The sequence below is a fragment of the Streptomyces sp. NPDC051555 genome, assembly GCF_044454405.1.
GTDB lineage: Bacteria > Actinomycetota > Actinomycetes > Streptomycetales > Streptomycetaceae > Streptomyces.
In genome coordinates, this window is sequence record NZ_JBITDP010000003.1 from 103,923 (window position 1) to 125,093 (window position 21,171).

At 71.3% G+C, this 21,171-nt stretch carries 19 protein-coding genes; 9 read left to right on the forward strand and 10 right to left on the reverse strand.

Translation table 11 applies throughout. From position 1 onward, the window contains the following. Positions 1–21: 21 nt before the first annotated feature. The 7 genes from ACIBEA_RS08925 to ACIBEA_RS08955 all read right to left on the reverse strand — a co-directional run bounded on the left by ACIBEA_RS08925 (position 22) and on the right by ACIBEA_RS08955 (position 6,753). Entirely contained in the window at positions 22–1,278 is a 1,257-nt protein-coding gene (locus tag ACIBEA_RS08925; protein WP_399259165.1) for a cysteine desulfurase, read from the reverse strand. Next, on the reverse strand, positions 1,275–2,042 hold the full coding sequence (gene sufC / locus ACIBEA_RS08930) for a Fe-S cluster assembly ATPase SufC (protein ID WP_356409219.1): 768 nt from the start codon (positions 2,040–2,042) through the stop codon (positions 1,275–1,277). Before sufC ends, ACIBEA_RS08925 begins: the two co-directional genes overlap by 4 nt. Before the next feature lie 7 nt (positions 2,043–2,049). Beyond that, entirely contained in the window at positions 2,050–2,379 is a 330-nt protein-coding gene (locus ACIBEA_RS08935) for a non-heme iron oxygenase ferredoxin subunit (RefSeq protein WP_399259166.1), read from the reverse strand. Then, positions 2,379–3,590 (reverse strand): Fe-S cluster assembly protein SufD, encoded by a 1,212-nt coding sequence (gene sufD, locus ACIBEA_RS08940; RefSeq protein ID WP_399259167.1) that lies wholly within the window; start codon positions 3,588–3,590, stop codon positions 2,379–2,381. The genes ACIBEA_RS08935 and sufD overlap by 1 nt, the downstream gene beginning before the upstream one ends. Positions 3,591–3,659: 69 nt before the next feature. Further along, entirely contained in the window at positions 3,660–5,075 is a 1,416-nt protein-coding gene (sufB, locus tag ACIBEA_RS08945; RefSeq protein WP_399259168.1) for a Fe-S cluster assembly protein SufB, read from the reverse strand. Then, positions 5,072–5,851, reverse strand: coding sequence for a helix-turn-helix transcriptional regulator (locus ACIBEA_RS08950; protein WP_399259169.1), 780 nt, complete (start codon positions 5,849–5,851; stop codon positions 5,072–5,074). The genes sufB and ACIBEA_RS08950 overlap by 4 nt, the downstream gene beginning before the upstream one ends. Positions 5,852–5,961: 110 nt before the next feature. After that, positions 5,962–6,753, reverse strand: coding sequence for a formate/nitrite transporter family protein (locus ACIBEA_RS08955; protein ID WP_399259170.1), 792 nt, complete (start codon positions 6,751–6,753; stop codon positions 5,962–5,964). A gap of 121 nt (positions 6,754–6,874) precedes the next feature. Here ACIBEA_RS08955 and ACIBEA_RS08960 point away from each other — a divergent pair, with 121 nt between their 5' ends. The 4 genes from ACIBEA_RS08960 (at position 6,875) to ACIBEA_RS08975 (ending at position 10,853) form a co-directional block, all read left to right on the forward strand. Next, positions 6,875–7,801, forward strand: coding sequence for an ABC transporter ATP-binding protein (locus ACIBEA_RS08960; protein ID WP_399259171.1), 927 nt, complete (start codon positions 6,875–6,877; stop codon positions 7,799–7,801). Continuing rightward, complete coding sequence (locus ACIBEA_RS08965) at positions 7,798–8,565, forward strand: ABC transporter permease (protein ID WP_354382206.1); 768 nt, start codon at positions 7,798–7,800, stop codon at positions 8,563–8,565. The genes ACIBEA_RS08960 and ACIBEA_RS08965 overlap by 4 nt, the downstream gene beginning before the upstream one ends. A gap of 136 nt (positions 8,566–8,701) precedes the next feature. After that, entirely contained in the window at positions 8,702–9,859 is a 1,158-nt protein-coding gene (locus tag ACIBEA_RS08970) for a hypothetical protein (RefSeq protein ID WP_399259172.1), read from the forward strand. Positions 9,860–9,863: 4 nt separating this feature from the next. Beyond that, entirely contained in the window at positions 9,864–10,853 is a 990-nt protein-coding gene (locus ACIBEA_RS08975; RefSeq protein WP_399259173.1) for a heme A synthase, read from the forward strand. Positions 10,854–10,883: 30 nt separating this feature from the next. Here the strand turns inward: ACIBEA_RS08975 and ACIBEA_RS08980 are convergent, their stop codons facing one another. The 3 genes from ACIBEA_RS08980 to ACIBEA_RS08990 all read right to left on the reverse strand — a co-directional run bounded on the left by ACIBEA_RS08980 (position 10,884) and on the right by ACIBEA_RS08990 (position 14,020). After that, positions 10,884–12,008 carry an amidohydrolase family protein gene (locus ACIBEA_RS08980; protein ID WP_399259174.1) on the reverse strand — a complete coding sequence of 375 codons (1,125 nt, stop codon included), beginning with the start codon at positions 12,006–12,008 and terminating at the stop codon, positions 10,884–10,886. Between the two features lie 146 nt (positions 12,009–12,154). Then, positions 12,155–13,054, reverse strand: coding sequence for a hypothetical protein (locus ACIBEA_RS08985; RefSeq protein ID WP_399259175.1), 900 nt, complete (start codon positions 13,052–13,054; stop codon positions 12,155–12,157). A gap of 24 nt (positions 13,055–13,078) precedes the next feature. Next, a complete protein-coding gene (locus ACIBEA_RS08990) occupies positions 13,079–14,020 on the reverse strand; it encodes a heme o synthase (RefSeq protein WP_399259176.1) in 942 nt (313 codons plus the stop codon). A gap of 280 nt (positions 14,021–14,300) precedes the next feature. Here ACIBEA_RS08990 and tkt point away from each other — a divergent pair, with 280 nt between their 5' ends. The 5 genes from tkt (at position 14,301) to pgl (ending at position 21,041) form a co-directional block, all read left to right on the forward strand. Beyond that, complete coding sequence (gene tkt / locus ACIBEA_RS08995; RefSeq protein WP_399259177.1) at positions 14,301–16,403, forward strand: transketolase; 2,103 nt, start codon at positions 14,301–14,303, stop codon at positions 16,401–16,403. Between the two features lie 34 nt (positions 16,404–16,437). Continuing rightward, on the forward strand, positions 16,438–17,556 hold the full coding sequence (tal, locus tag ACIBEA_RS09000; RefSeq protein WP_399259178.1) for a transaldolase: 1,119 nt from the start codon (positions 16,438–16,440) through the stop codon (positions 17,554–17,556). Between the two features lie 2 nt (positions 17,557–17,558). Then, positions 17,559–19,091, forward strand: coding sequence for a glucose-6-phosphate dehydrogenase (zwf, locus tag ACIBEA_RS09005; RefSeq protein ID WP_354382306.1), 1,533 nt, complete (start codon positions 17,559–17,561; stop codon positions 19,089–19,091). Then, complete coding sequence (gene opcA / locus ACIBEA_RS09010) at positions 19,088–20,143, forward strand: glucose-6-phosphate dehydrogenase assembly protein OpcA (protein WP_399259179.1); 1,056 nt, start codon at positions 19,088–19,090, stop codon at positions 20,141–20,143. Before zwf ends, opcA begins: the two co-directional genes overlap by 4 nt. A gap of 115 nt (positions 20,144–20,258) precedes the next feature. Next, positions 20,259–21,041, forward strand: coding sequence for a 6-phosphogluconolactonase (pgl, locus tag ACIBEA_RS09015; RefSeq protein ID WP_399259180.1), 783 nt, complete (start codon positions 20,259–20,261; stop codon positions 21,039–21,041). Positions 21,042–21,171 lie beyond the last annotated feature (130 nt).

Consider the following 21,171-nt stretch of genomic DNA (forward strand, 5'->3'; position numbering starts at 1 on the left):
ACGCCTTCGTCATGTCCGTCACTATCCGAAGAAGTTCCGTACGTGCTCCAGCCCGTCGATCAGCGCGTCGACCTCGGCCGGAGAGGAGTACAGGTAGAACGACGCCCGCGTGGTCGCAGGAATTCCGTAGCGCAGGCAGACGGGGCGCGCGCAGTGGTGTCCCACGCGGACCGCGATGCCCTGCTCGTCCAGGACCTGGCCGACGTCGTGGGGGTGGATGTCGCCCAGCGTGAAGGAGATGGCCGCGCCGCGGTCCTCGGCCGTGGTGGGGCCGATGATCCGCAGGTCGGGGACTTCCAGCAGGCGCTTGACCGCGTACTCGGTGATCGCGTGCTCGTGCGCGGCGATCTTGTCCATGCCGATCGCGGTCAGGTAGTCCACGGCCGCGCCGAGGCCGACGGCCTGGGCGATCGGGGGCGTGCCCGCCTCGAACTTGTGCGGCGCGGGAGCGTAGGTCGAGGCGTGCATCGACACGGTCTCGATCATCTCGCCGCCACCGAGGAACGGGGGCAGGTCCTCCAGCAGCTCCTGGCGTCCCCACAGGACGCCGATGCCGGTCGGGCCGCACATCTTGTGACCGGTGAAGGCCACGAAGTCGGCGCCGAGCGCCTGCACGTCGAGCGGCATGTGCGGAGCGGCCTGCGAGGCGTCGATCAGCACCAGCGCGCCGACCTCCTGCGCGCGCCGGACGATCGCCTCGGTCGGGTTGACCGTGCCCATGATGTTGGAGACCAGCGTGAAGGAGACGATCTTCGTCTTCTCCGTGATGACCTCTTCGATGTTGGACAGGTCGAGGCGGCCGTCGTCGGTGAGGCCGAACCACTTCAGCTTCGCGCCGGTGCGCTGCGAGAGCAGCTGCCACGGCACGATGTTGGAGTGGTGCTCCATCTCCGTGATGGCGATCTCGGTCTCGCGGTCGACCCGGTAGGGCTCGTCGGCCCAGCCGAGCATGTTCGCGACCAGGTTGAGCGACTCGGAGGCGTTCTTGGTGAAGATCACCTCGTCGCGGCTCGGCGCGTTGATGAAGGCGGCGACCTTGTCGCGGGCGCCCTCGTACAGCGCCGTGGCCTCCTCGGCGAGCACGTGCACGCCACGGTGGACGTTGGCGTTGTGCTGCTCGTAGTACTCGTTCAGCGCGTCGAGCACCTGGCGCGGCTTCTGCGAGGTCGCCGCGTTGTCCAGGTAAACGATCTTCTTCCCGTCGTGGACCACACGATCCAGCAGGGGGAAGTCCTTGCGGATCGCCTCGATGTCGAGGAGGCCAGGCAGCTGTGTCACGCGGTAGCGCCACCCTTCGTGCTGTACGCCACGTAACCCTCGGCCTCCAGCTTGTCGGCGAGTTCGGCGCCACCGGACTCGACGATGCGGCCTTCGGAGAAGACGTGGACGAAATCGGGCTTGATGTAGCGGAGGATCCGCGTGTAGTGCGTGATCAGCAGGGTGCCGACCTCGCCGGACTCGCGGACGCGGTTGACGCCCTCGGAGACCTGGCGCAGCGCGTCGACGTCGAGGCCGGAGTCGGTCTCGTCGAGGATCGCGATCTTCGGCTTGAGGAGCTCCAGCTGGAGGATCTCGTGGCGCTTCTTCTCACCGCCGGAGAAGCCCTCGTTGACGTTGCGCTCGGCGAAGGCCGGGTCCATCTGGAGCTGCTCCATCGCGGACTTGACCTCCTTCACCCAGGTGCGCAGCTTGGGGGCCTCGCCGCGGATCGCCGTGGCGGAGGTGCGCAGGAAGTTGGAGACCGAGACGCCGGGGACCTCGACCGGGTACTGCATGGCGAGGAAGACGCCGGCGCGGGCGCGCTCGTCGACCGACATCTCCAGGACGTCTTCGCCGTCGAGGGTCACGGTGCCACCGGTGATGGTGTACTTCGGGTGACCGGCGAGCGAGTACGCGAGGGTGGACTTGCCGGAGCCGTTCGGACCCATGATGGCGTGCGTCTCACCCTGCTTGACGGTGAGGTCGACGCCCTTGAGGATCTCGCGGGCGCCGTTTTCGGCCTCGACGGAGACGTGCAGGTCGTGGATTTCAAGCGTTGCCATGGATACCTCAGGACTCCTGGGTGAGGGAGGCGCGTACGTCGACAAGGACGTTGCCCCCTTCGATCTTTACGGGGTATACGGGTACGGGCCGCGTCGCCGGCAGACCGGACGGCTTGCCGGTCCGCAGGTCGAACGCCGAGCCGTGCAGCCAGCACTCGATCATGCAGTCGTCGACCTCACCCTCCGAGAGGGACACGTTCGCGTGCGAGCAGATGTCGTTGATCGCGAACACCTCCCCCTCGGTGAGGACGACGGACACCGGCGTGCCGTCGAGTTCCACCCGCTTGGGGGTGTCCGTCTCCAGCTCGCTCAGCGCGCAGGCCTTGACGTAGGTCATCAGACCGACGCCTGCAGTTCGAGGTCGATCTTCGCCAGCAGGCGCTCCTCGATGTCGTCGACACCGATCTGCTGGACCAGCTCGGCGAAGAAGCCGCGCACGACCAGGCGGCGGGCCTCGTCGGCCGGGATGCCGCGGGACTGGAGGTAGAAGAGCTGCTCGTCGTCGAAGCGGCCGGTCGCGGAGGCGTGGCCGGCGCCGACGATCTCGCCGGTCTCGATCTCCAGGTTCGGCACCGAGTCGACCCGCGCGCCGTCCGTGAGGACGAGGTTGCGGTTCATCTCGTAGGTGTCGGTGCCCTCGGCGGTCTTCTCGATGAGGACGTCACCGATCCACACCGCGTGCGCGTCCTGGCCCTGCAGCGCGCCCTTGTAGACCACGTGGGACTTGCAGTGCGGGGCGACGTGGTCGACCAGGAGGCGGTGCTCCTGGTGCTGGCCCTTGTCGGTGAAGTAAAGGCCGAGGAGCTCGGCCTCGCCGCCGGGACCGGCGTAGTGAACGCGCGGGTGCAGTCGGACGAGGTCACCGCCGAAGGTGATCACGATCGACTTGAAGCTCGCGTCACGGCCGATCAGCGCGTTGTGCTGGGAGCAGTGGACGGCGGTGTCGTCCCAGTCCTGGACCGAGACCACGGTGAGCTTGGCGCCGTCGCCGACCAGGAAGTCGACGTTGGCGGCGCGGACGCCGTCACCGGTGTGGTCGATGACGATGATCGCCTCGGCGAAGGCCTGCACGTCGAAGACCGTGTGGCCGAAGGTGGTGCCGCCCTCGCCGTGCAGCGAGACGCGCACCGGCTCGGTGAGCACCTGCTCCTTGGGCACGGTGACGACCGTGGCCTTGGCGAACGACGAGAACGCCTGGGCCGCGACGCGGTCGACCGGCGTACCGGCCTTGCCGACGCGGGCGTCGTCGCGGTCCACCGACTCGATGGTGACGCCCTCGGGCGCGTCGATCTGCGCCTTCATGGTGCCGTTGGCGACCGCGGTGCCGTCGTGGAGACCACGCAGGCGGGCCAGCGGGGTGAAGCGCCACTCTTCCTCACGGCCGTGCGGCACGGGGAAGTCCGCCACGTCGAAGGACGGGGGCGCGCTCATCCGGGTGGCGACGGTGGACTCGGCGGCCACCGCGATCGCGCCGGCGGTGGTGGAGCCCACCGCGGGGGTTCCGCCCTGGACCGTCAGGTCCTTGGGGGCGCTCTGAGCCTCTGCCATGGCTGTCGTCTTGCTCTCTTCCTGCGTCGTGCGTCAAAGGGATCTGCGCTGCGGGGCGGGCGGGTCGGACTAGCCGACCGAACCCTCCATCTGCAGCTCGATCAGCCGGTTCAGCTCCAGCGCGTACTCCATCGGCAGCTCGCGCGCGATCGGCTCGACGAAGCCGCGCACGATCATCGCCATCGCCTCGAACTCGGTCAGACCGCGGCTCATCAGGTAGAAGAGCTGGTCGTCGGAGACCTTGGAGACGGTGGCCTCGTGGCCCATGGAGACGTCGTCCTCGCGGACGTCCACGTACGGGTACGTGTCCGAGCGGGAGATCGTGTCGACCAGCAGGGCGTCACAGAGCACGTTCGACTTGGAGCCGTGCGCGCCCTCGCCGATCTCGACCAGACCGCGGTACGAGGTGCGGCCGCCACCGCGGGCCACCGACTTGGAGACGATGTTCGAGGAGGTGTTCGGCGCCATGTGGACCATCTTGGAGCCGGCGTCCTGGTGCTGGCCCTCGCCCGCGAAGGCGATGGAGAGGGTCTCGCCCTTGGCGTGCTCGCCCATCAGGTAGACGGCCGGGTACTTCATGGTGACCTTGGAACCGATGTTGCCGTCGATCCACTCCATGGTCGCGCCCTCGTACGCCACGGCGCGCTTGGTGACCAGGTTGTAGACGTTGTTCGACCAGTTCTGGATCGTCGTGTAGCGGCAGCGGCCGCCCTTCTTCACGATGATCTCCACGACGGCGCTGTGCAGCGAGTCCGAGGAGTAGATCGGGGCGGTGCAGCCCTCGACGTAGTGGACGTAGGCGTCCTCGTCCACGATGATCAGCGTCCGCTCGAACTGGCCCATGTTCTCCGTGTTGATACGGAAGTAGGCCTGGAGCGGGATGTCGACCTTGACGCCCTTGGGGACGTAGATGAACGAGCCGCCCGACCACACGGCGGTGTTCAGCGACGCGAACTTGTTGTCGCCGACCGGGATGACCGTGCCGAAGTACTCCTGGAAGAGCTCCGGGTGCTCCTTGAGCGCGGTGTCCGTGTCGAGGAAGATCACGCCCTGCTCCTCCAGGTCCTCACGGATCTGGTGGTAGACGACCTCGGACTCGTACTGGGCCGCGACACCGGCGACGAGGCGCTGCTTCTCCGCCTCCGGGATGCCGAGCCTGTCGTACGTGTTCTTGATGTCCTCGGGCAGGTCCTCCCAGGAAGCGGCCTGCTTCTCGGTCGAACGCACGAAGTACTTGATGTTGTCGAAGTCGATGCCGGAGAGGTCGGAGCCCCAGTTCGGCATGGGCTTCTTACCGAAGAGCTTGAGGCCCTTGAGGCGGAGCTTCAGCATCCACTCCGGCTCGGACTTCTTCGCCGAGATGTCGCGGACGACCTCCTCGGACAGACCCCGCTTGGCCGTGGCACCGGCCGTGTCGGAGTCGGCCCAACCGTATTCGTAGGTGCCCAGGCCATCCAGCTCAGGGTGAGCGATCTCCGTGGTCATGCGGGGTTCCTCCCGGCGGTGCGTACAGAAGTTGATGCAGATGTGTCGGTCTGTGGGGCGTGCGCGCCCGGCCCGGTGCCGCGCGGGATGAAGGTGGTGCACACCCCGTCGCCGTGGGCGATGGTGGCGAGCCGCTGCACGTGCGTCCCGAGCAAACGGGAGAAGACCTCGGTCTCCGCCTCGCACAGCTGCGGGAACTGCTCGGCCACGTGGGCGACCGGGCAGTGGTGCTGGCAGAGCTGTTCTCCACTGTGCGGTCCCGGGGCGCTCTTCGCCGTAGCAGCGTACCCGTCCGCGGTCAACGCCCTGGCAAGGGCCTCGGTGCGGTCCGCGGGGTCCGCCGCGTCGACCGCTTCGCGGTAGGCCCGCGCCGGCGCGTCCATCCTCGCCCGGGCGAAGGCGGCGACCGCCGCTTCGCCCTGCTCCCCGCCGCCGGCGGCCAGCGCGATCCAGCGCAGGGCCTCGGCGGCGAGGGCGTCGTAGGACTGGTCGAAGGCGTCCCGGCCGCAGTCGGTGAGCGCGAAGACCTTGGCGGGTCGGCCCCGGGTGCGGGCGCCGTACACCCGCTGTTCCCGGGCGGCGACCACGTCGTCCGCGAGGAGCGCGTCGAGGTGGCGCCGGACTGCGGCCTGGGTGAGGCCGAGCCGCTGGGCCAGGTCGGCGACGGTCGACGGACCGTGGTCCAGGATCGACCGCGCGACCCGGTTGCGGGTGGACCGCTCTCCGGTCGCGAGTTCCCCCGGAGGGGTCTCGGTCAGCCGTTCGCCGTATTTCACAACGCCATTGTTGCGTAATTGCCCGGGGGCCGACAAGCCGTGATGGAGGCCACCACTGGTGGCCTCTATCACTAAGGGTTACCTAATCTGTCGACGCAGCGTGACGCCGATCAACCGGAAGCAACTATTCCGCAATCCCGGCGGGACCCTCCGGTGAACCAGTACACGGCCCCCACCAGCAAGCCTCCGCCCACGATGTTCCCCGGCACGGTGAACATCAGGTTGCGCAGGAGGTCACCGAATCCGGCCCGCCCGTCCAGGATCGCCAGGCTGAAGACCGCCATGTTCGCCACGCAGTGTTCGAATCCGACCGCCACGAACACCGCCACGGGCAGCCACAGGACGAAAATCTTGGCCGCGTCACCGCGCGCCCGGGTGAACATCCAGATCGCCAGGCAGACCAGCATGTTGCAGAGCACCGCGCGCCAGAAGAGCTGACCGCCGCTGAGCGCCGTCTTCCCGTGCACCATCTCGGTGAGCATGGCCCGCGCGGAGGGCGAGGAGGTCACACCCGAGGCGTGCACCATGGCGCCGAAGCCGAAGGCCCCCACCAGGTTGCCGCTCAGCGAGAGCGCCCAGGACGCGAGCAGGTCCTTCACCCCGGTACGGCCGGACAGCGCGCCGACCAGCATGACCATCACGTTGCTGGTGAAGAGCTGGGCGCCGGCGAACATCACGATGGTCAGCGCGATCGGGAAGACCGCGCCCTCCAGCAGTTTCACGGCCGCCGACCCCTTGGCCACGAAGGGCGAGATCGCGACCAGGAGCAGGATCTCCCCGATCCCGATATAGGCGCCGGCGAGCATCGCCGAGACGAAGTAGCGCGTCGGGTGCCCGAGGTCGTGCGCCTTGTGCTCGGCCTGCCCCGAGGTGGCTTCGACGTTCTGCGCGATGCTGTTCACCTTTCGAAGTTAGGTCCTCCCCGATGCTCCGTTCGGTATGAAAAAGTCATGAAAGGGCGGACCCGCGACCTGGTGGACCCGGGACCTAGGACCCCCGGGCCGCCTCCGTAGACTCACCCGCATGAGCAACGACCCCGCCGTGGAGATCCGCGGACTGGTGAAGCGGTACGGCCCCAAAACGGCGGTGGACGGCCTCGACCTCACCGTCCCCAGGGCCTCGGTCACCGCGGTCCTAGGTCCCAACGGCGCGGGCAAGACGACCACTGTGGAAATCTGCGAGGGTTACCACCGCCCCGACGCCGGAACCGTCCGCGTCCTCGGCCTGGACCCCGTCGCCGACGCCCCGGCCCTGCGCCCGCGGATCGGCGTGATGCTCCAGTCCGGCGGGATCTACTCCGGCGCCCGCGCCGTCGAGATGCTGCGGCACATGGCCGCGCTGTACGCCGACCCCCTCGACGTCGGGATGCTGGTGGAGCGGCTGGGGCTCGGCGACTGCGGCCGCACCGCCTACCGCCGCCTCTCCGGCGGCCAGCAGCAGCGCCTGTCCCTCGCCATGGCCGTCGTCGGCCGCCCCGAGCTGGTCTTCCTGGACGAGCCGACCGCCGGCCTGGACCCCCAGGCCCGCCGCGCCACCTGGGACCTCGTACGGGAACTGCGCGCCGACGGGGTCACCGTCGTGCTCACCACCCACCACATGGACGAGGCCGAGCAGCTCGCCGACGAGGTCGCCATCGTCGACGCGGGCCGCGTCATCGTGCACGGCAGCCCCGAGCAGCTCTGTCGCGGCGGCGCCGAGAACACGCTGCGCTTCACCGGCCGCCCCGCGCTCGACCTCGCCTCGCTCCTCAAGGCGCTGCCCGACGGCACCCAGGCCGCCGAGACCACCTCCGGCGTCTACCGCCTCACCGGCGACATCGACCCGCAGCTGCTGGCCACGGTCGCCTCCTGGTGCGCCCAGCACGGGGTCATGCCGGACAGCCTCACGGTCGAGCGGCACACGCTCGAAGACGTCTTCCTGGAACTCACGGGCAAGGAGCTGCGCGCATGAGCGCCGGTACGTTCACCCCCGGGCCGGGGGCCGCGCCCGTGTCCCGCATGATCTTCGCGCAGACCGCGCTGGAGACCCGGATGCTGCTGCGCAACGGCGAGCAGCTGCTGCTCACCGTGATCATCCCGGCGCTGCTGCTGGTGCTGTTCTCGGCCGTGGACATCGTCGACACGGGCGCCCAGCGGTCCGTGGACTTCCTCGCCCCCGGCATCCTGGCCCTCGCGGTGCTGTCCACGGCCTTCACCGGCCAGGCCATCGCCACCGGCTTCGACCGCCGCTACGGGGTCCTCAAGCGGCTGGGGGCCTCGCCGCTGCCGCGCTGGGCCCTGCTGGCCGCCAAGACCCTGTCGGTGCTGGTCACCGAGGTGCTCCAGATCGCCCTGCTGTCCGTGATCGCCCTCGGGCTCGGCTGGTCCCCGCACGGCGACCCGCTGTCGGTGGCCGCGCTGGTCCTGCTCGGCACCGCCGCCTTCTCCGGGCTCGGTCTGCTGATGGCGGGCACGCTCAAGGCCGAGGCGACGCTGGCCGCCGCGAACCTGGTGTTCCTGCTGCTGCTGGTCGGCGGCGGGGTGATCGTGCCGATGGAGAAGTTCCCGGAGGCGGTGCGCACGGTCCTCGAACTGCTGCCGATCACCGCCCTGTCCCACGGGCTGCGGGCGGTGCTCCAGGAGGGCGCGTCCTTGCCGTGGGGCGACGCGGCCGTGCTGGCCGCCTGGGCGGCGCTGGGTCTGGGCGCCGCGGCGCGGTTCTTCCGCTGGGAGTAGGCGGAGCGGGGGCCGTCCGCCGCGCCGTCCGGGAGTGACCGGTTCCTGTTGCGCCGGCAGAGAAGACCTTCCCCCTGCCACGGCCTTCCCGCGAGGATGGACGCCTCCACACGACACGAAGCCGGGGGGGGCGGGCATGGCGCAGCGAGAGGCCGCACTGCGGCTCGACGAACAGTGGTCCCGGATCCGTTCGGGCGCCGCGCACGCGGAACCCGGTGAGCGCGAGCGGCTGCTGGGCGAGCTGATCTCCGCGCTGCGGGAGCCCGCGCGCGGCGACCCCGAGTGCGCGGCCCTGCTCGGCCTGCGCCTGGGCGACCTGGCCGGCCGCCGCTTCGCGGACGGGGACCGGGCCGGGGCGCTGTCCGCCCTGGAGGAGGGGCTGCGGCACGCGCAGCAGGCCGCCGGGCACGACCCGGAGTACGCCCGCTGGTACGCCCGGGGTCTGATCAACCAGGGGGTCTGGCTGGCCTGGCCGCTGAGCGACGCGGACCGGCTGCCCCGGCACCCGCTGGGCGCCGCGGCCGAGGAGGGCCCGAGCCCGATGGAGCGGGCCGCCGGCGAGCGCGCCCTGGACGTGACCCGCTCGGCGGTGGACGTACTGGCGGGGCTGGACCCGCACGATCCGGTCAACCAGCGCGGCCTGGCCCAGGCGAAGGTGTTCCTCGGGGACCGGCTCGCCGAGCTGGGGCTGGCCGAGGACGCGGTGGCCTGGGCGGTGGACGCCGAGCGGGACTTCCGGCGGCTGCTCCAGGTCGGCCCGGGGCCGGCGGAGGCCCAGGAGGCCGAGGACGCGCTGGCGCACATCGAGCGCCAGCTGGAACTGCGGCTGCGCTTCCTCGACTTCGAGTCCCTGGTGGGTCTGCGCGCGGACGGGTTGCTGCCCGAACGGCTGCTCCCCCAGGCCGTGCTGGCCGCCCGGATCCAGGGCGTGGAACCGGAGCGGATCGCGGCCGGGCTGCGCCTCGACGACGACCGGGTGGCCGAGACGCTGGGCGCCCTCCCCTGGCTCGCGGTGTGGCGGTTCGACGTCCGGGGTCCTGACGGGCTGTGGAACGTACAGGGACATCCCTGGCACAACGCCGCAGAAGTGACGAACAGGACGGCGGAGGAGGTGGCGACCGACCTCTTCCGCGGCTTCACCGAGTCCCCGGACTACCCCGGCCCCGGCGCGCATTGGCGGATCCGGGTGTGGTGGCAGGAGGAAGGGGACCCGGCGGGCGCCCGGTTCCGACTGATGATCGCCCCCGAGACCCCAAGTGACGCGCCTGACACACCTGACGGCACCCCCTCGTGAAAGTTTGCACAAGGCGCCGCCTACGATAGGGGGCGTGTTCTCCCCCCTCGCTTACATCGCCAGCCGCTGGACGCCGTCGCCGCGCACGGTCCAGCGGGCCGCGCTCGCCGCCCTCGTGATGAGTGTGGTCATCGTCGTCACCGGCGGCGCCGTCCGCCTGACCGGCTCCGGCCTGGGCTGCGACACCTGGCCCAAGTGCACCGACGACAGCCTGTTCGCGACGCCCGCCCAGGGCTTCCACGGCGCCATCGAGTTCGGCAACCGCATGCTGACGTACGTCCTGTGCGCGGCGGTCGGCTGGGGCATCGTCGCGGCCCGCTCGGCCGTGCCGTGGCGCCGGACGCTGACGAAGCTCGGGTGGACGCAGTTCGTCATCGTCATGGCGAACGCCGTGCTCGGCGGCATCACCGTGATGACGGGCCTCAACCCCTACAGCGTGGCGGGCCACTTCCTGCTCGCCACCTCGCTCATCACGGTCACCACCCTCACCTGGCAGCGCACCCGCGAGGGCGACACCGCACCCCGGCCGCGCGTTCCCGCGCCGGTGCGCAAGCTGTCGTGGGCGATGCTCGCGGCGACGCTGGTGCTGATCGCGGCGGGCACCGTCGTCACCGGTTCCGGCCCGCACGCCGGTGACAGCAGCGACATCAAGCGGATGCCCTTCGACTGGACCACCACCGCGCACGTGCACGCCGTCGCGGCCTGGCTGGTGTGCGCGCTGGCCGTCGCGATGTGGCTGGTGCTGCGCGTGGTGGACGCGCCGGACGACACCCGGGCGCGCGCCCGCGAACTGCTGGTCGTGCTGCTCGCCCAGGGGGCCGTCGGCTACGTCCAGTTCTTCACCAAGGTGCCCGAGGTGCTGGTCGCCGTCCACATGCTCGGCTCGTGCCTCGTGTGGATCGCCGTCCTGCGGGTGGCGCTCAGCCTGCGCGAACGCCCCGAGGCGCGGGCGGAGATCCCGGCCCAGGAATCGGCGCTCCCCGCGTCGGTCTGAGACGGGTCCGAGGCCGGTTCCTAGGCCGGTTCAGCCCCGGTCCAAGCGGTAGACGCGGCGGGCGTTGCCCGCTGCGAGCAGGGCCGCCACCCGCTCGGCGTCCCGCCAGGACCAGGAGCCGTCGGCGACCCAGCCGCCCAGCACCCGACCGAGCGCCTCCCGGAACACCCGGGCCGCGACCACATGCAGTTCGGGCAGTTCGCGGCCGCCGCTGGAGTAGAGCAGCTTGCCGAACGGCGCCGTCTCCAGCAGTTCCGCCAGCACCGCGTCGGCGCGCGCCCCGGTGCGGGCGAGGGCCGGACCGAGGTCGGCGTAGACGTGCGGGAAGGCGGCCGCCAGGTGCGCGGCGTGCCGGTGGTACGGGTACCCGTGCAGCAGCACCAGGTCGGTGCCCAGGCCCGCCGTCGCCCGGACGAAGTCCGTCAGCAGGGCCGGATCGCCGCGGTCGAGGCGTTCGCGCGGATCGCCCGCGCCGGCGTGCAGCTGGAGCGGCAGCCCCGAGCCGACCGCGCTCCACAGCAGGTGCCGGACGAGTACGGGGTCCCGCACCGGCCCGCCCTTGACCCGCCGGGCCAACCACCGCGCCGCCGCGCCGCGCACCTCGTCGGGGCCGGGCGGCTCGGGCGCGAAGGCCAGGGCGGCGCCGTGACCGGCGCCCGGAGCGGTCCCCGCGGTGAAGGCGAGGGCTCCGGCGGCCGCGTGCTGGAAGGCCTCGGCGAGATTGGCGAGGAAGCCCTCGGCGGTGCCGGAGGTATCGGCGACGTGCTCGGCCAGTAACTCCAGCCGGACGATCTCGTGGGCCTCGGCATCCGCGGCGAGCGCGAGCTCCTTGGGACCCGTCAGGTCGCCCGACGCCCCGGTGTCGACGAGGAAGGTGGCGGTTCCGGAGCCCCGCAGCAGCAGCCGCGCCGCCTCCAGGACGCCCAGTTCGCGGCGGCGGGCCAGGTAATGGGCGGGCGGGCAGTGGGCTTCCAGCCCGAGCAGCGGCGGACACCAGCGGCGCACGGCGAAGCCGGCCTGGGTGTCGAAGAAGGTGGTCCCGGCTGCCGCCGGTCCCACCGACCCGCCGAGACGGGCCTCGAAGGTGCCGAGGCCCAGCTCCGTGCGGAGCACTCCCTGGCAGTACTGGTCCACCAGGGGCGGCGTTTCGATCATCCGGTCATCCCGTTGCGGACGTGGGCGAACGTGCGGGTGCGCTTCCACACGTCCTAACGGGTGAGCGGGGTGTGAGGTGTTGCTCGCGCTGTTGACCGAGCCGGTCGCCTCGCGGCGGGCCCGGCCCGCACCCCGCCCCGCCGGACCTATTCGGCGGCCTTGGTCCCCTCGGCCTCCGAAGCCTCCGCTTCGGCGGCGGCGACCGGCTCGGCCTCCGCCTCCGCGGCCGGGGCGGCCTGCGCAGCCTCGGGCTCGACCTTGGCCTCAGCAGCCGGGGCGGGGACAGCCTTCGCCTCGGCAGCGGGCTCCTCCTTCGCGGCAGCGGGCGCAGCCTTGGCCTCCGCAGCAGGGTCCCCCTTCGCCTCAGCGGCAGCAGCCGCCTTCGGAGCCTCGGGCTCGCCCTTCGCCTGCGCGGCGGGCTCAGCCTTGGCCTCCACGGCCGGGGCGGCCTTCGGCGCCTCGGACTCGGCCTTCGCCTCGGCGGCCGGTGCGGCCTTCGACGCAGGCACGGGGGCGGCCTTCGCCTCAGCGGCGGGCGCCGGCTTCGGCTCAGCAGCGGGCGCGGCCTTCTCGGCCAGGGGAGCCGGCTTCGGCTCGACCACGGGAGCCGGCTTCGCGGCAGCGGGAACCGGCTTCGCAGCCTCCGGCTCGGCCACGGCCACCGGCTCAGCGGCAGCGACCGGCTCAGCGGCAGCGACGGGGGCGGCGACCGGGTTCGCGGGGCCGCCCACTTGGATGCCGGCCATCCGGGTCCACTCGTACGGCCCGGTCCGCACCCGCGCCGCCATCTCGCCGTCGAAGGCGTCCTGGAGCGTCAGGCCCGCCTTCTCGGCCGCGAGTCGGGCGACCTCGTACGCGGGGGCCACCAGGTCGCCCCAGCCGCCGTCGGCGCCGACGAGCACGATGCGGGTGCCCGCCTGGCCGATGTGGGCGAGCTGGCCCTCGGCGCCGCCGTGCAACTTGGCGAAGGCGTCGATCTGCTTGGCCAGCTTCGCCGCGGTGCGGTCCTGCTTCTTGTCGGGAGTGACTGCTGCGGTGTCTGCCATGGACGGCATGCTACCGGTGAGTAATCAGCGGAGGAAGGGATCCACGGCCACGGCCACGAACAGCAGCGACACGTAGGTGATCGACCAGTGGAACAGCCGCATCTCCTTGAGCTTCGCGCCCGTCACCCCGGACTTGGCCCGGGCGTGCAGCGCGTGCGCCTCCCACAGCCACCAGCCACCGGCCACCAGCGCCACCGCGGTGTAGAACCACCCGGTGTAGCCCAGCGGCGTCAGCAGCAGCGAGACCGCCACCATCACCCAGCTGTAGAGGACGATCTGGCGCGCCACGACCCGGTTGCCCGCGACCACCGGCAGCATCGGCACGCCGACCCGCGCGTAGTCGTCCTTCACCTTCATGGACAGCGGCCAGTAGTGCGGCGGCGTCCAGAAGAAGATGACGAGGAAGAGGATGACCGCGGCCCAGGACACCTCGTCCTTGACCGCCGACCAGCCGATGAGCACCGGCATGCAGCCCGCGATGCCGCCCCACACGATGTTCTGCGAGGTGCGCCGCTTCAGCAGCATCGTGTAGACCACGACGTAGAAGAGGAGCGCGCCGAGCGAGAGCGCGGCGGACAGCCAGTTGACCAGCAGGCCGAAGAAGAGGGTGGAGATCACCCCGAGCGAGATGCCGAAGACCAGGCATTCCCGCGGACTGACCATTCCGGTGACCAGCGGCCGCTGCGAGGTCCGGTCCATCAACGCGTCGATGTCGCGGTCGATGTACATGTTCAGCGCGTTCGCGCCGCCCGCGGACAGGTAGCCGCCGAAGCAGGTCACGAGGACCAGCCACATCGACGGAACGCCCTGCTCGGCGAGGAACATCACCGGCACGGTCGTGATGAGCAGCAGCTCGATGATCCGCGGCTTCGTCAGCGCCACGAAGGCCATGGCCCGGGCCCCGAACGGCCGGTGACCGGAAGGGGTACCGAGCACCCCCGCTGGACGGGATTCGACGGCCGTCACGCACACCCCTGACAGAGACTCCCAGCAAGCTCCGGACATGAGGATCCGGTAAAGACTTGCGCGTACCACGCCACTGTAGACGTTGCCCTTACGTCGCCCCGCGCGGGGGTCGCCCCGTGTTGGGCCGATCGGCACCGGCGCGCTGAACCGGACGTGGCAAGGTGGTGACGGTGTGGAGGCACTCGAATAGCTGCACGCCCCGCCGGGGGTAGGCTCGGAATCGCGCCGGTGCACGGTACGTCACCGGGATTCGACATGTGGAGAGGAGCCCTGACCCACGGTGAGCACCAAGCCGACGACCACAGAGCTCGAGTGGACCGAACTGGACCAGCGAGCCGTTGACACGGCCCGCATTCTCGCCGCTGACGCGGTGCAGAAGGTCGGGAACGGCCACCCCGGTACGGCCATGAGCCTGGCCCCCGCCGCCTACACCCTCTTCCAGAAGGTGATGCGGCACGACCCGTCGGACCCCGAATGGGTCGGCCGGGACCGTTTCGTGCTCTCCGCGGGGCACTCGTCCCTCACCCTGTACACCCAGCTCTACCTGGCCGGTTTCGGCCTGGAGCTGGACGACCTCAAGGCGTTCCGCACCTGGGGTTCGAAGACCCCCGGTCACCCCGAGTACGGGCACACCGCGGGCGTCGAGACCACGACCGGCCCGCTGGGCCAGGGCGTGGCGAACGCGGTGGGCATGGCGATGGCCGCCCGCTACGAGCGCGGCCTGTTCGACCCGGAGGCCGCCCCGGGCACCTCCCCGTTCGACCACATGGTCTACGCGATCGCGGGCGACGGCTGCCTGCAGGAGGGCATCTCCGCGGAGGCGTCCTCGCTGGCCGGCCACCAGAAGCTCGGCAACCTCGTGCTGCTGTGGGACGACAACCACATCTCCATCGAGGGCGACACGGAGACGGCCGTCTCCGAGGACACCATCGCGCGCTTCGAGGCGTACGGCTGGCACGTCCAGCGCGTCGCCCAGCAGGCGAACGGCGACCTCGACCCGAAGGCCCTGTACGCCGCGCTGGAGGCCGCCAAGGCCGAGACCGGGCGTCCGTCCTTCATCGCCGCCCGCTCGATCATCGCCTGGCCCGCGCCGCACGCGCAGGGCACCGAGGCCTCGCACGGCTCGGCCCTCGGCAACGACGAGATCGCGGCCACCAAGGTCGTCCTCGGCTTCGACCCGGAACAGACCTTCGAGGTGTCGGACGCGGTCATCGCGCACACCCGCAAGGCGCTGGACCGCGGCCGCGAGGCCAAGGCCGCCTGGGAGAAGGACTTCTCCGCCTGGCGCACCGCCAACCCGGAGCGCGCCGCCGAGTTCGACCGCATCCAGGCGAACGAGCTGCCCGCGGGCTGGGAGGAGCGGATCCCCGCCTTCGAGACCGGCAAGGGCGTCGCCACCCGCGCCGCCTCCGGCAAGGTGCTCGAAGCGCTCGGCGCGGTCATCCCGGAGCTGTGGGGCGGCTCGGCCGACCTCGCCGGCTCCAACAACACGACCATCGACAAGAACTCCTCGTTCCTGCCGAAGGGCAACCCGCTGCCGGAGGCCGACCCGTACGGCCGCACCATCCACTTCGGCATCCGCGAGCACGCCATGGCCGCGGCCATGAACGGCATCGCGCTGCACGGCCACACCCGCATCTACGGCGGCACCTTCCTGGTGTTCTCCGACTACATGCGCAACGCCGTGCGCCTGTCCGCGCTGATGCACCTGCCGGTGACGTACGTGTGGACGCACGACTCCATCGGCCTCGGCGAGGACGGCCCGACGCACCAGCCGGTCGAGCACGTCGCCGCGCTGCGCGCCATCCCGGGCCTGAACGTGGTCCGCCCGGCCGACGCGAACGAGACCGCCATCGCCTGGCGCGAGATCCTGCGCCGCCACACCAAGGTGTTCGGCAAGGGCGCCCCGCACGGCCTGGCGCTGACCCGCCAGGGCGTGCCGACCTACGACCGCAACGAGGACACCGCCAAGGGCGGGTACGTCCTCTTCGAGGCGGCCGGCCCCGCGGGCGAGACCGTTCTGGCCGAGGTCGTCCTCATCGGCACCGGTTCCGAGGTCCAGCTCGCCGTCGCCGCGCGCGAGGCGCTCCAGGCCGAGGGCGTCCCGGCCCGCGTGGTCTCGATGCCGTGCGTCGAGTGGTTCGAGGAGCAGGACCAGGAGTACAAGGACAGCGTCCTGCCGCCGTCGGTGAAGGCGCGCGTCGCCGTCGAGGCGGGCATCGGCCTGACCTGGCACCGTTACGTGGGCGACGCCGGCCGGATCGTCTCGCTGGAGCACTTCGGTGCCTCGGCCGACGCGAAGGTGCTGTTCCGCGAGTTCGGCTTCACCCCGGAGGCCGTGACCGCGGCCGCCCGGGAATCGCTCGCCGCCGCCGCGCGCTGACGCCCGTACAACACAAGTAGGAGATGCAATTCCCATGACAGACGCACTCAAGCGCCTCTCCGACGAGGGCGTGGCGATCTGGCTGGACGACCTGTCGCGCAAGCGCATCACGTCCGGCAACCTGGCCGAGCTCATCGACCAGAGCCACGTGGTCGGTGTCACCACCAACCCGTCGATCTTCCAGAAGGCGATCAGCAGCGGTGACGGCTACGAGCAGCAGCTCGCCGACCTCGCCGCCCGCAAGGTCACCGTCGACGAGGCGATCCGCATGATCACCACGGCGGACGTCCGCGACGCCGCCGACATCCTGCGCCCCGTCTACGACTCCACCGAGGGCCAGGACGGCCGGGTCTCGATCGAGGTCGACCCCCGTCTGGCGCACGAGACCACGGCGACCATCGCCGAGGCCAAGCAGCTCGCCTGGCTGGTGGACCGTCCGAACACGCTCATCAAGATCCCGGCGACCAAGGCCGGCCTGCCGGCGATCACCGAGGTCATCGGCAAGGGCATCAGCGTCAACGTCACGCTGATCTTCTCGCTGGAGCGCTACCGCGAGGTCATGGACGCGTACCTGGCGGGTCTGGAGAAGGCGAAGGCCGCGGGCCTGGACCTGGCCAAGATCCACTCGGTCGCCTCCTTCTTCGTGTCCCGCGTGGACTCGGAGATCGACAAGCGCCTGGACGCCGTCGGCACCGACGAGGCCAAGGCCCTCAAGGGCAAGGCGGCGCTCGCGAACGCCCGTCTGGCCTACGAGGCGTACGAAGAAGTGTTCTCCGGCGAGCGCTGGGCAGCCCTGGACAAGGCGCAGGCCAACAAGCAGCGTCCGCTGTGGGCCTCGACCGGCGTCAAGGACCCGGCCTACAAGGACACCCTGTACGTGGTGGACCTGGTCGCCCCCGGCACCGTGAACACCATGCCGGAGGCCACCCTGGAGGCCACCGCCGACCACGGCGTGGTCGCCGGCGACACCATCCGCGGCACCTACGACCAGGCGCGCGCCGAGCTGGACGCGGTCGCGAAGCTGGGCATCTCGTACGACGATGTGGTGCAGCTGCTGGAGGACGAAGGCGTCGAGAAGTTCGAGGCGTCCTGGAACGACCTGCTGAAGTCCACCGAGGCGGAGCTCGAGCGCCTCGCCCCCACGGAGGCCTGAGAATTTTGTCTGTGAACGGAGCGAACCCGCTTCGTGACGCACAGGACCGGCGGCTCCCGCGCATCGCGGGGCCGTCCGGCCTGGTCATTTTCGGCGTTACGGGTGACCTGTCGCGCAAGAAGCTGATGCCCGCCGTCTACGACCTGGCGAACCGCGGCCTGCTGCCCCCGGGCTTCTCGCTGATCGGTTTCGCCCGGCGCGAATGGCAGGACGAGGATTTCGCCCAGGAGGTGCACGACGCGGTCAAGGAGCACGCCCGCACGCCCTTCCGCGAGGAGGTCTGGCAGCAGCTGGTGCAGGGCTGCCGGTTCGTCCAGGGCGACTTCGACGACGACGAGGCGTTCGAGACGCTGAAGTCGACGATCGAGGAACTGGACAAGGCGCAGGGCACGGGCGGCAACTTCGCCTTCTACCTGTCCGTCCCGCCGAAGTTCTTCCCCAAGGTCGTCGCCCAGCTCAAGAAGCACGGGCTGGCGGACCAGAAGGAGGGCTCCTGGCGGCGCGCGGTCATCGAGAAGCCGTTCGGCCACGACCTGACCAGTGCCCAGGAGCTCAACCAGCTGGTGCACGACGTCTTCCCGCCCAACGAGGTCTTCCGGATCGACCACTACCTCGGCAAGGAGACCGTCCAGAACATCCTGGCGCTCCGCTTCGCGAACACGATGTTCGAGCCGATCTGGAACCGGTCGTACGTCGACCACGTGCAGATCACCATGGCCGAGGACATCGGGATCGGCGGCCGGGCCGGGTACTACGACGGCATCGGCGCGGCCCGTGACGTCATCCAGAACCACCTGCTCCAGCTGCTCGCGCTCACCGCGATGGAGGAGCCCGGCTCCTTCCACCCCAAGGCGCTGGTGGCGGAGAAGCTCAAGGTGCTGACCGCCGTCGAGCTTCCCGAGGACCTGGGCAAGCACACCGTGCGCGGGCAGTACTCGGCCGCGTGGCAGGGTGGCGAGAAGGTCGTCGGGTACCTCGAAGAGGACGGCATCGACCCCAAGTCGAAGACCGACACCTACGCCGCGATCCGCCTGGAGATCAACAACCGCCGCTGGGCGGGCGTGCCCTTCTACCTGCGGACGGGCAAGCGTCTGGGCCGCCGGGTGACGGAGATCGCGGTGGTCTTCAAGCGGGCCCCGTACCTGCCCTTCGAGTCGGGCGCGACCGAGGAGCTGGGGCAGAACGCCCTGGTCATCCGGGTCCAGCCGGACGAGGGCGTCACCGTCCGCTTCGGCTCCAAGGTTCCGGGCACCTCCATGGAGGTCCGGGACGTCACGATGGACTTCGCCTACGGCGAGTCCTTCACGGAGTCGAGCCCGGAGGCGTACGAGCGACTGATCCTGGACGTCCTCCTCGGCGACGCGAACCTCTTCCCGCGCCACCAGGAGGTCGAGCTGTCCTGGAACATCCTCGACCCGATCGAGGAGTACTGGGACAAGCACGGCAAGCCCGCCCAGTACCCCGCGGGCACCTGGGGACCGGTCGAAGCGGACGAGATGCTCGCACGAGACGGACGGAGCTGGCGCCGGCCATGAAGATCGACCTCACGGAGACCACCTCCAGCAAGATCAACTCCGCGTTGGTGCAGGCGCGCCGGGACATCGGCACGCCGGCCATCGGCATGGTGTTGACGCTGGTGATCGTGACCGACGAAGAGAACGCGTACGACGCGCTCAAGTCGGCCACCGACGCGGCCCACGAGCACCCCTCGCGGATCGTCGTCGTGATCAAGCGCGTCAGCCGATCGGCCCGTAGCCGCCGCGATGCCCGGCTCGACGCGGAAGTCCGCGTCGGGGCGGACTCCGGCACGGGCGAAACGGTTGTGCTGCGGCTGCACGGCGAACTGGTGGACCACGCGCAGTCGGTGGTCCTCCCGCTGCTGCTGCCGGACGCCCCGGTGGTCGTGTGGTGGCCGCAGGGCGCGCCGTCCGACCTGGCGGGCGACCCGCTGGGAGCCCTGGGCCAGCGCCGGATCACGGACACCTTCGCGTCCGAGGAGCCCATCGGGGCCCTCGCCACCCGGGCGGCCGCCTACGCGCCCGGCGACACGGACCTGTCCTGGACCCGGATCACCCCGTGGCGCTCGATGCTCGCCGCCGCGCTCGACCAGCAGCAGACGCCTCGGATCGCGTCGGCCACGGTCGAGGGCGAGGACGAGAACCCGAGCTGCGAGCTGCTGGCCATGTGGCTGGCGGACCGCCTGGGGGTCCCCGTCACCCGCACCCTCTCCGACGGTCCCGGGCTGACGGCCGTACGGCTGGAGACCACGGACGGCGCGATCGTCCTGGACCGGGCGGACGGGGCGCTGGCCACCCTGTGCATGCCGGGGCAGCCCGACCGCGCGGTGGCGCTCAAGCGCCGCGACACGGCCGAGCTGCTGGCGGAGGAGCTCCGCCGGCTGGACCCGGACAACACCTACGAGGCCTCGCTGAAGTTCGGCGTGGCCGGGCTGGCCTCCGGGGCGGTGGACGCTCCGGCAGCGCCCGCCGCGCCCGCGGCCGAAGCCCCGGCGAAGGCCCCGGCGGCGAAGCCCGCCGCGGCCAAGCCGGCCAAGACGGCCGCGGCGAAGAAGACCGCGGCCAAGTGAGCACGGCGCGGCGCCGTACGCACCCCCGTCGAGGGGGCGCGTACGGCGCCGCAGCCGTTCTCCCGCACCCCGAACGCACCCCGACACCGACCAAGAAGGCGGCACCATCATGGGCATGACGACTCCTCAGGTCGTCGTCCACCGGGACAAGGAACTGATGGCGCAGGCCGCCGCGGCCCGGCTGATCACGAAGGTCGTCGACGCCCAGGCCGCCCGCGGCAGCGCTTCGATCGTCCTCACCGGCGGCCGCAACGGCAACGGCCTGCTGGCCGCCCTCGCCGCCGCTCCCGCCCGGGACGCGATCGACTGGGCCCGCCTCGACCTGTGGTGGGGCGACGAGCGCTACGTCCCCGGCGACGACCCCGAGCGCAACCACACCCAGGCCCGCGCGGCCCTGCTGGACGCCGTCCCCGTCGACCCGGCGCGGGTGCACGTCATGCCCGCCTCCGACGGCCCGTACGGCTCGGACGTGGACGCGGCCGCCGCGGCCTACGCCGAGGAGCTGCGCAAGGCGTCCGCGCCGGAGGACCACGGCCCCGTGCCCCGGTTCGACGTGCTCATGCTGGGCGTGGGCCCGGACACCCACGTGGCGTCCCTGTTCCCCGAGCACCCCGCCGCCCGGGAGACCGAGCGCACGGTGGTCGGCGTGCACGGCGCGCCCAAGCCGCCGCCCACCCGGATCTCCCTGACCCTCCCGGCCATCCGGGCCGCCCGCGAGGTGTGGCTGCTCGCCGCCGGCGAGGACAAGGCCGGCGCCGTGGCGGTGGCGCTCGGTGGGGCGGGCGAGGTCCAGGCCCCGGCCGCCGCCGCCTACGGTCGCTCGCGCACCCTGTGGCTGCTGGACCGCGCGGCCGCCGCGAAGCTGCCGCCGGCGCTCTACCCCCCGGCCTCCGCCTGAACCGCCCCGTACGGACGCGGGGGGGGCCCCCCCCCCCCCCCGGGGCGGGGGGGGCCCCCCCCGGGCGGGCCCGGGGGGGCCCCCCCGCCGCCGGGGGGGGGCGGGGGGGCGGCGGCGCGCGGGGGGGGGC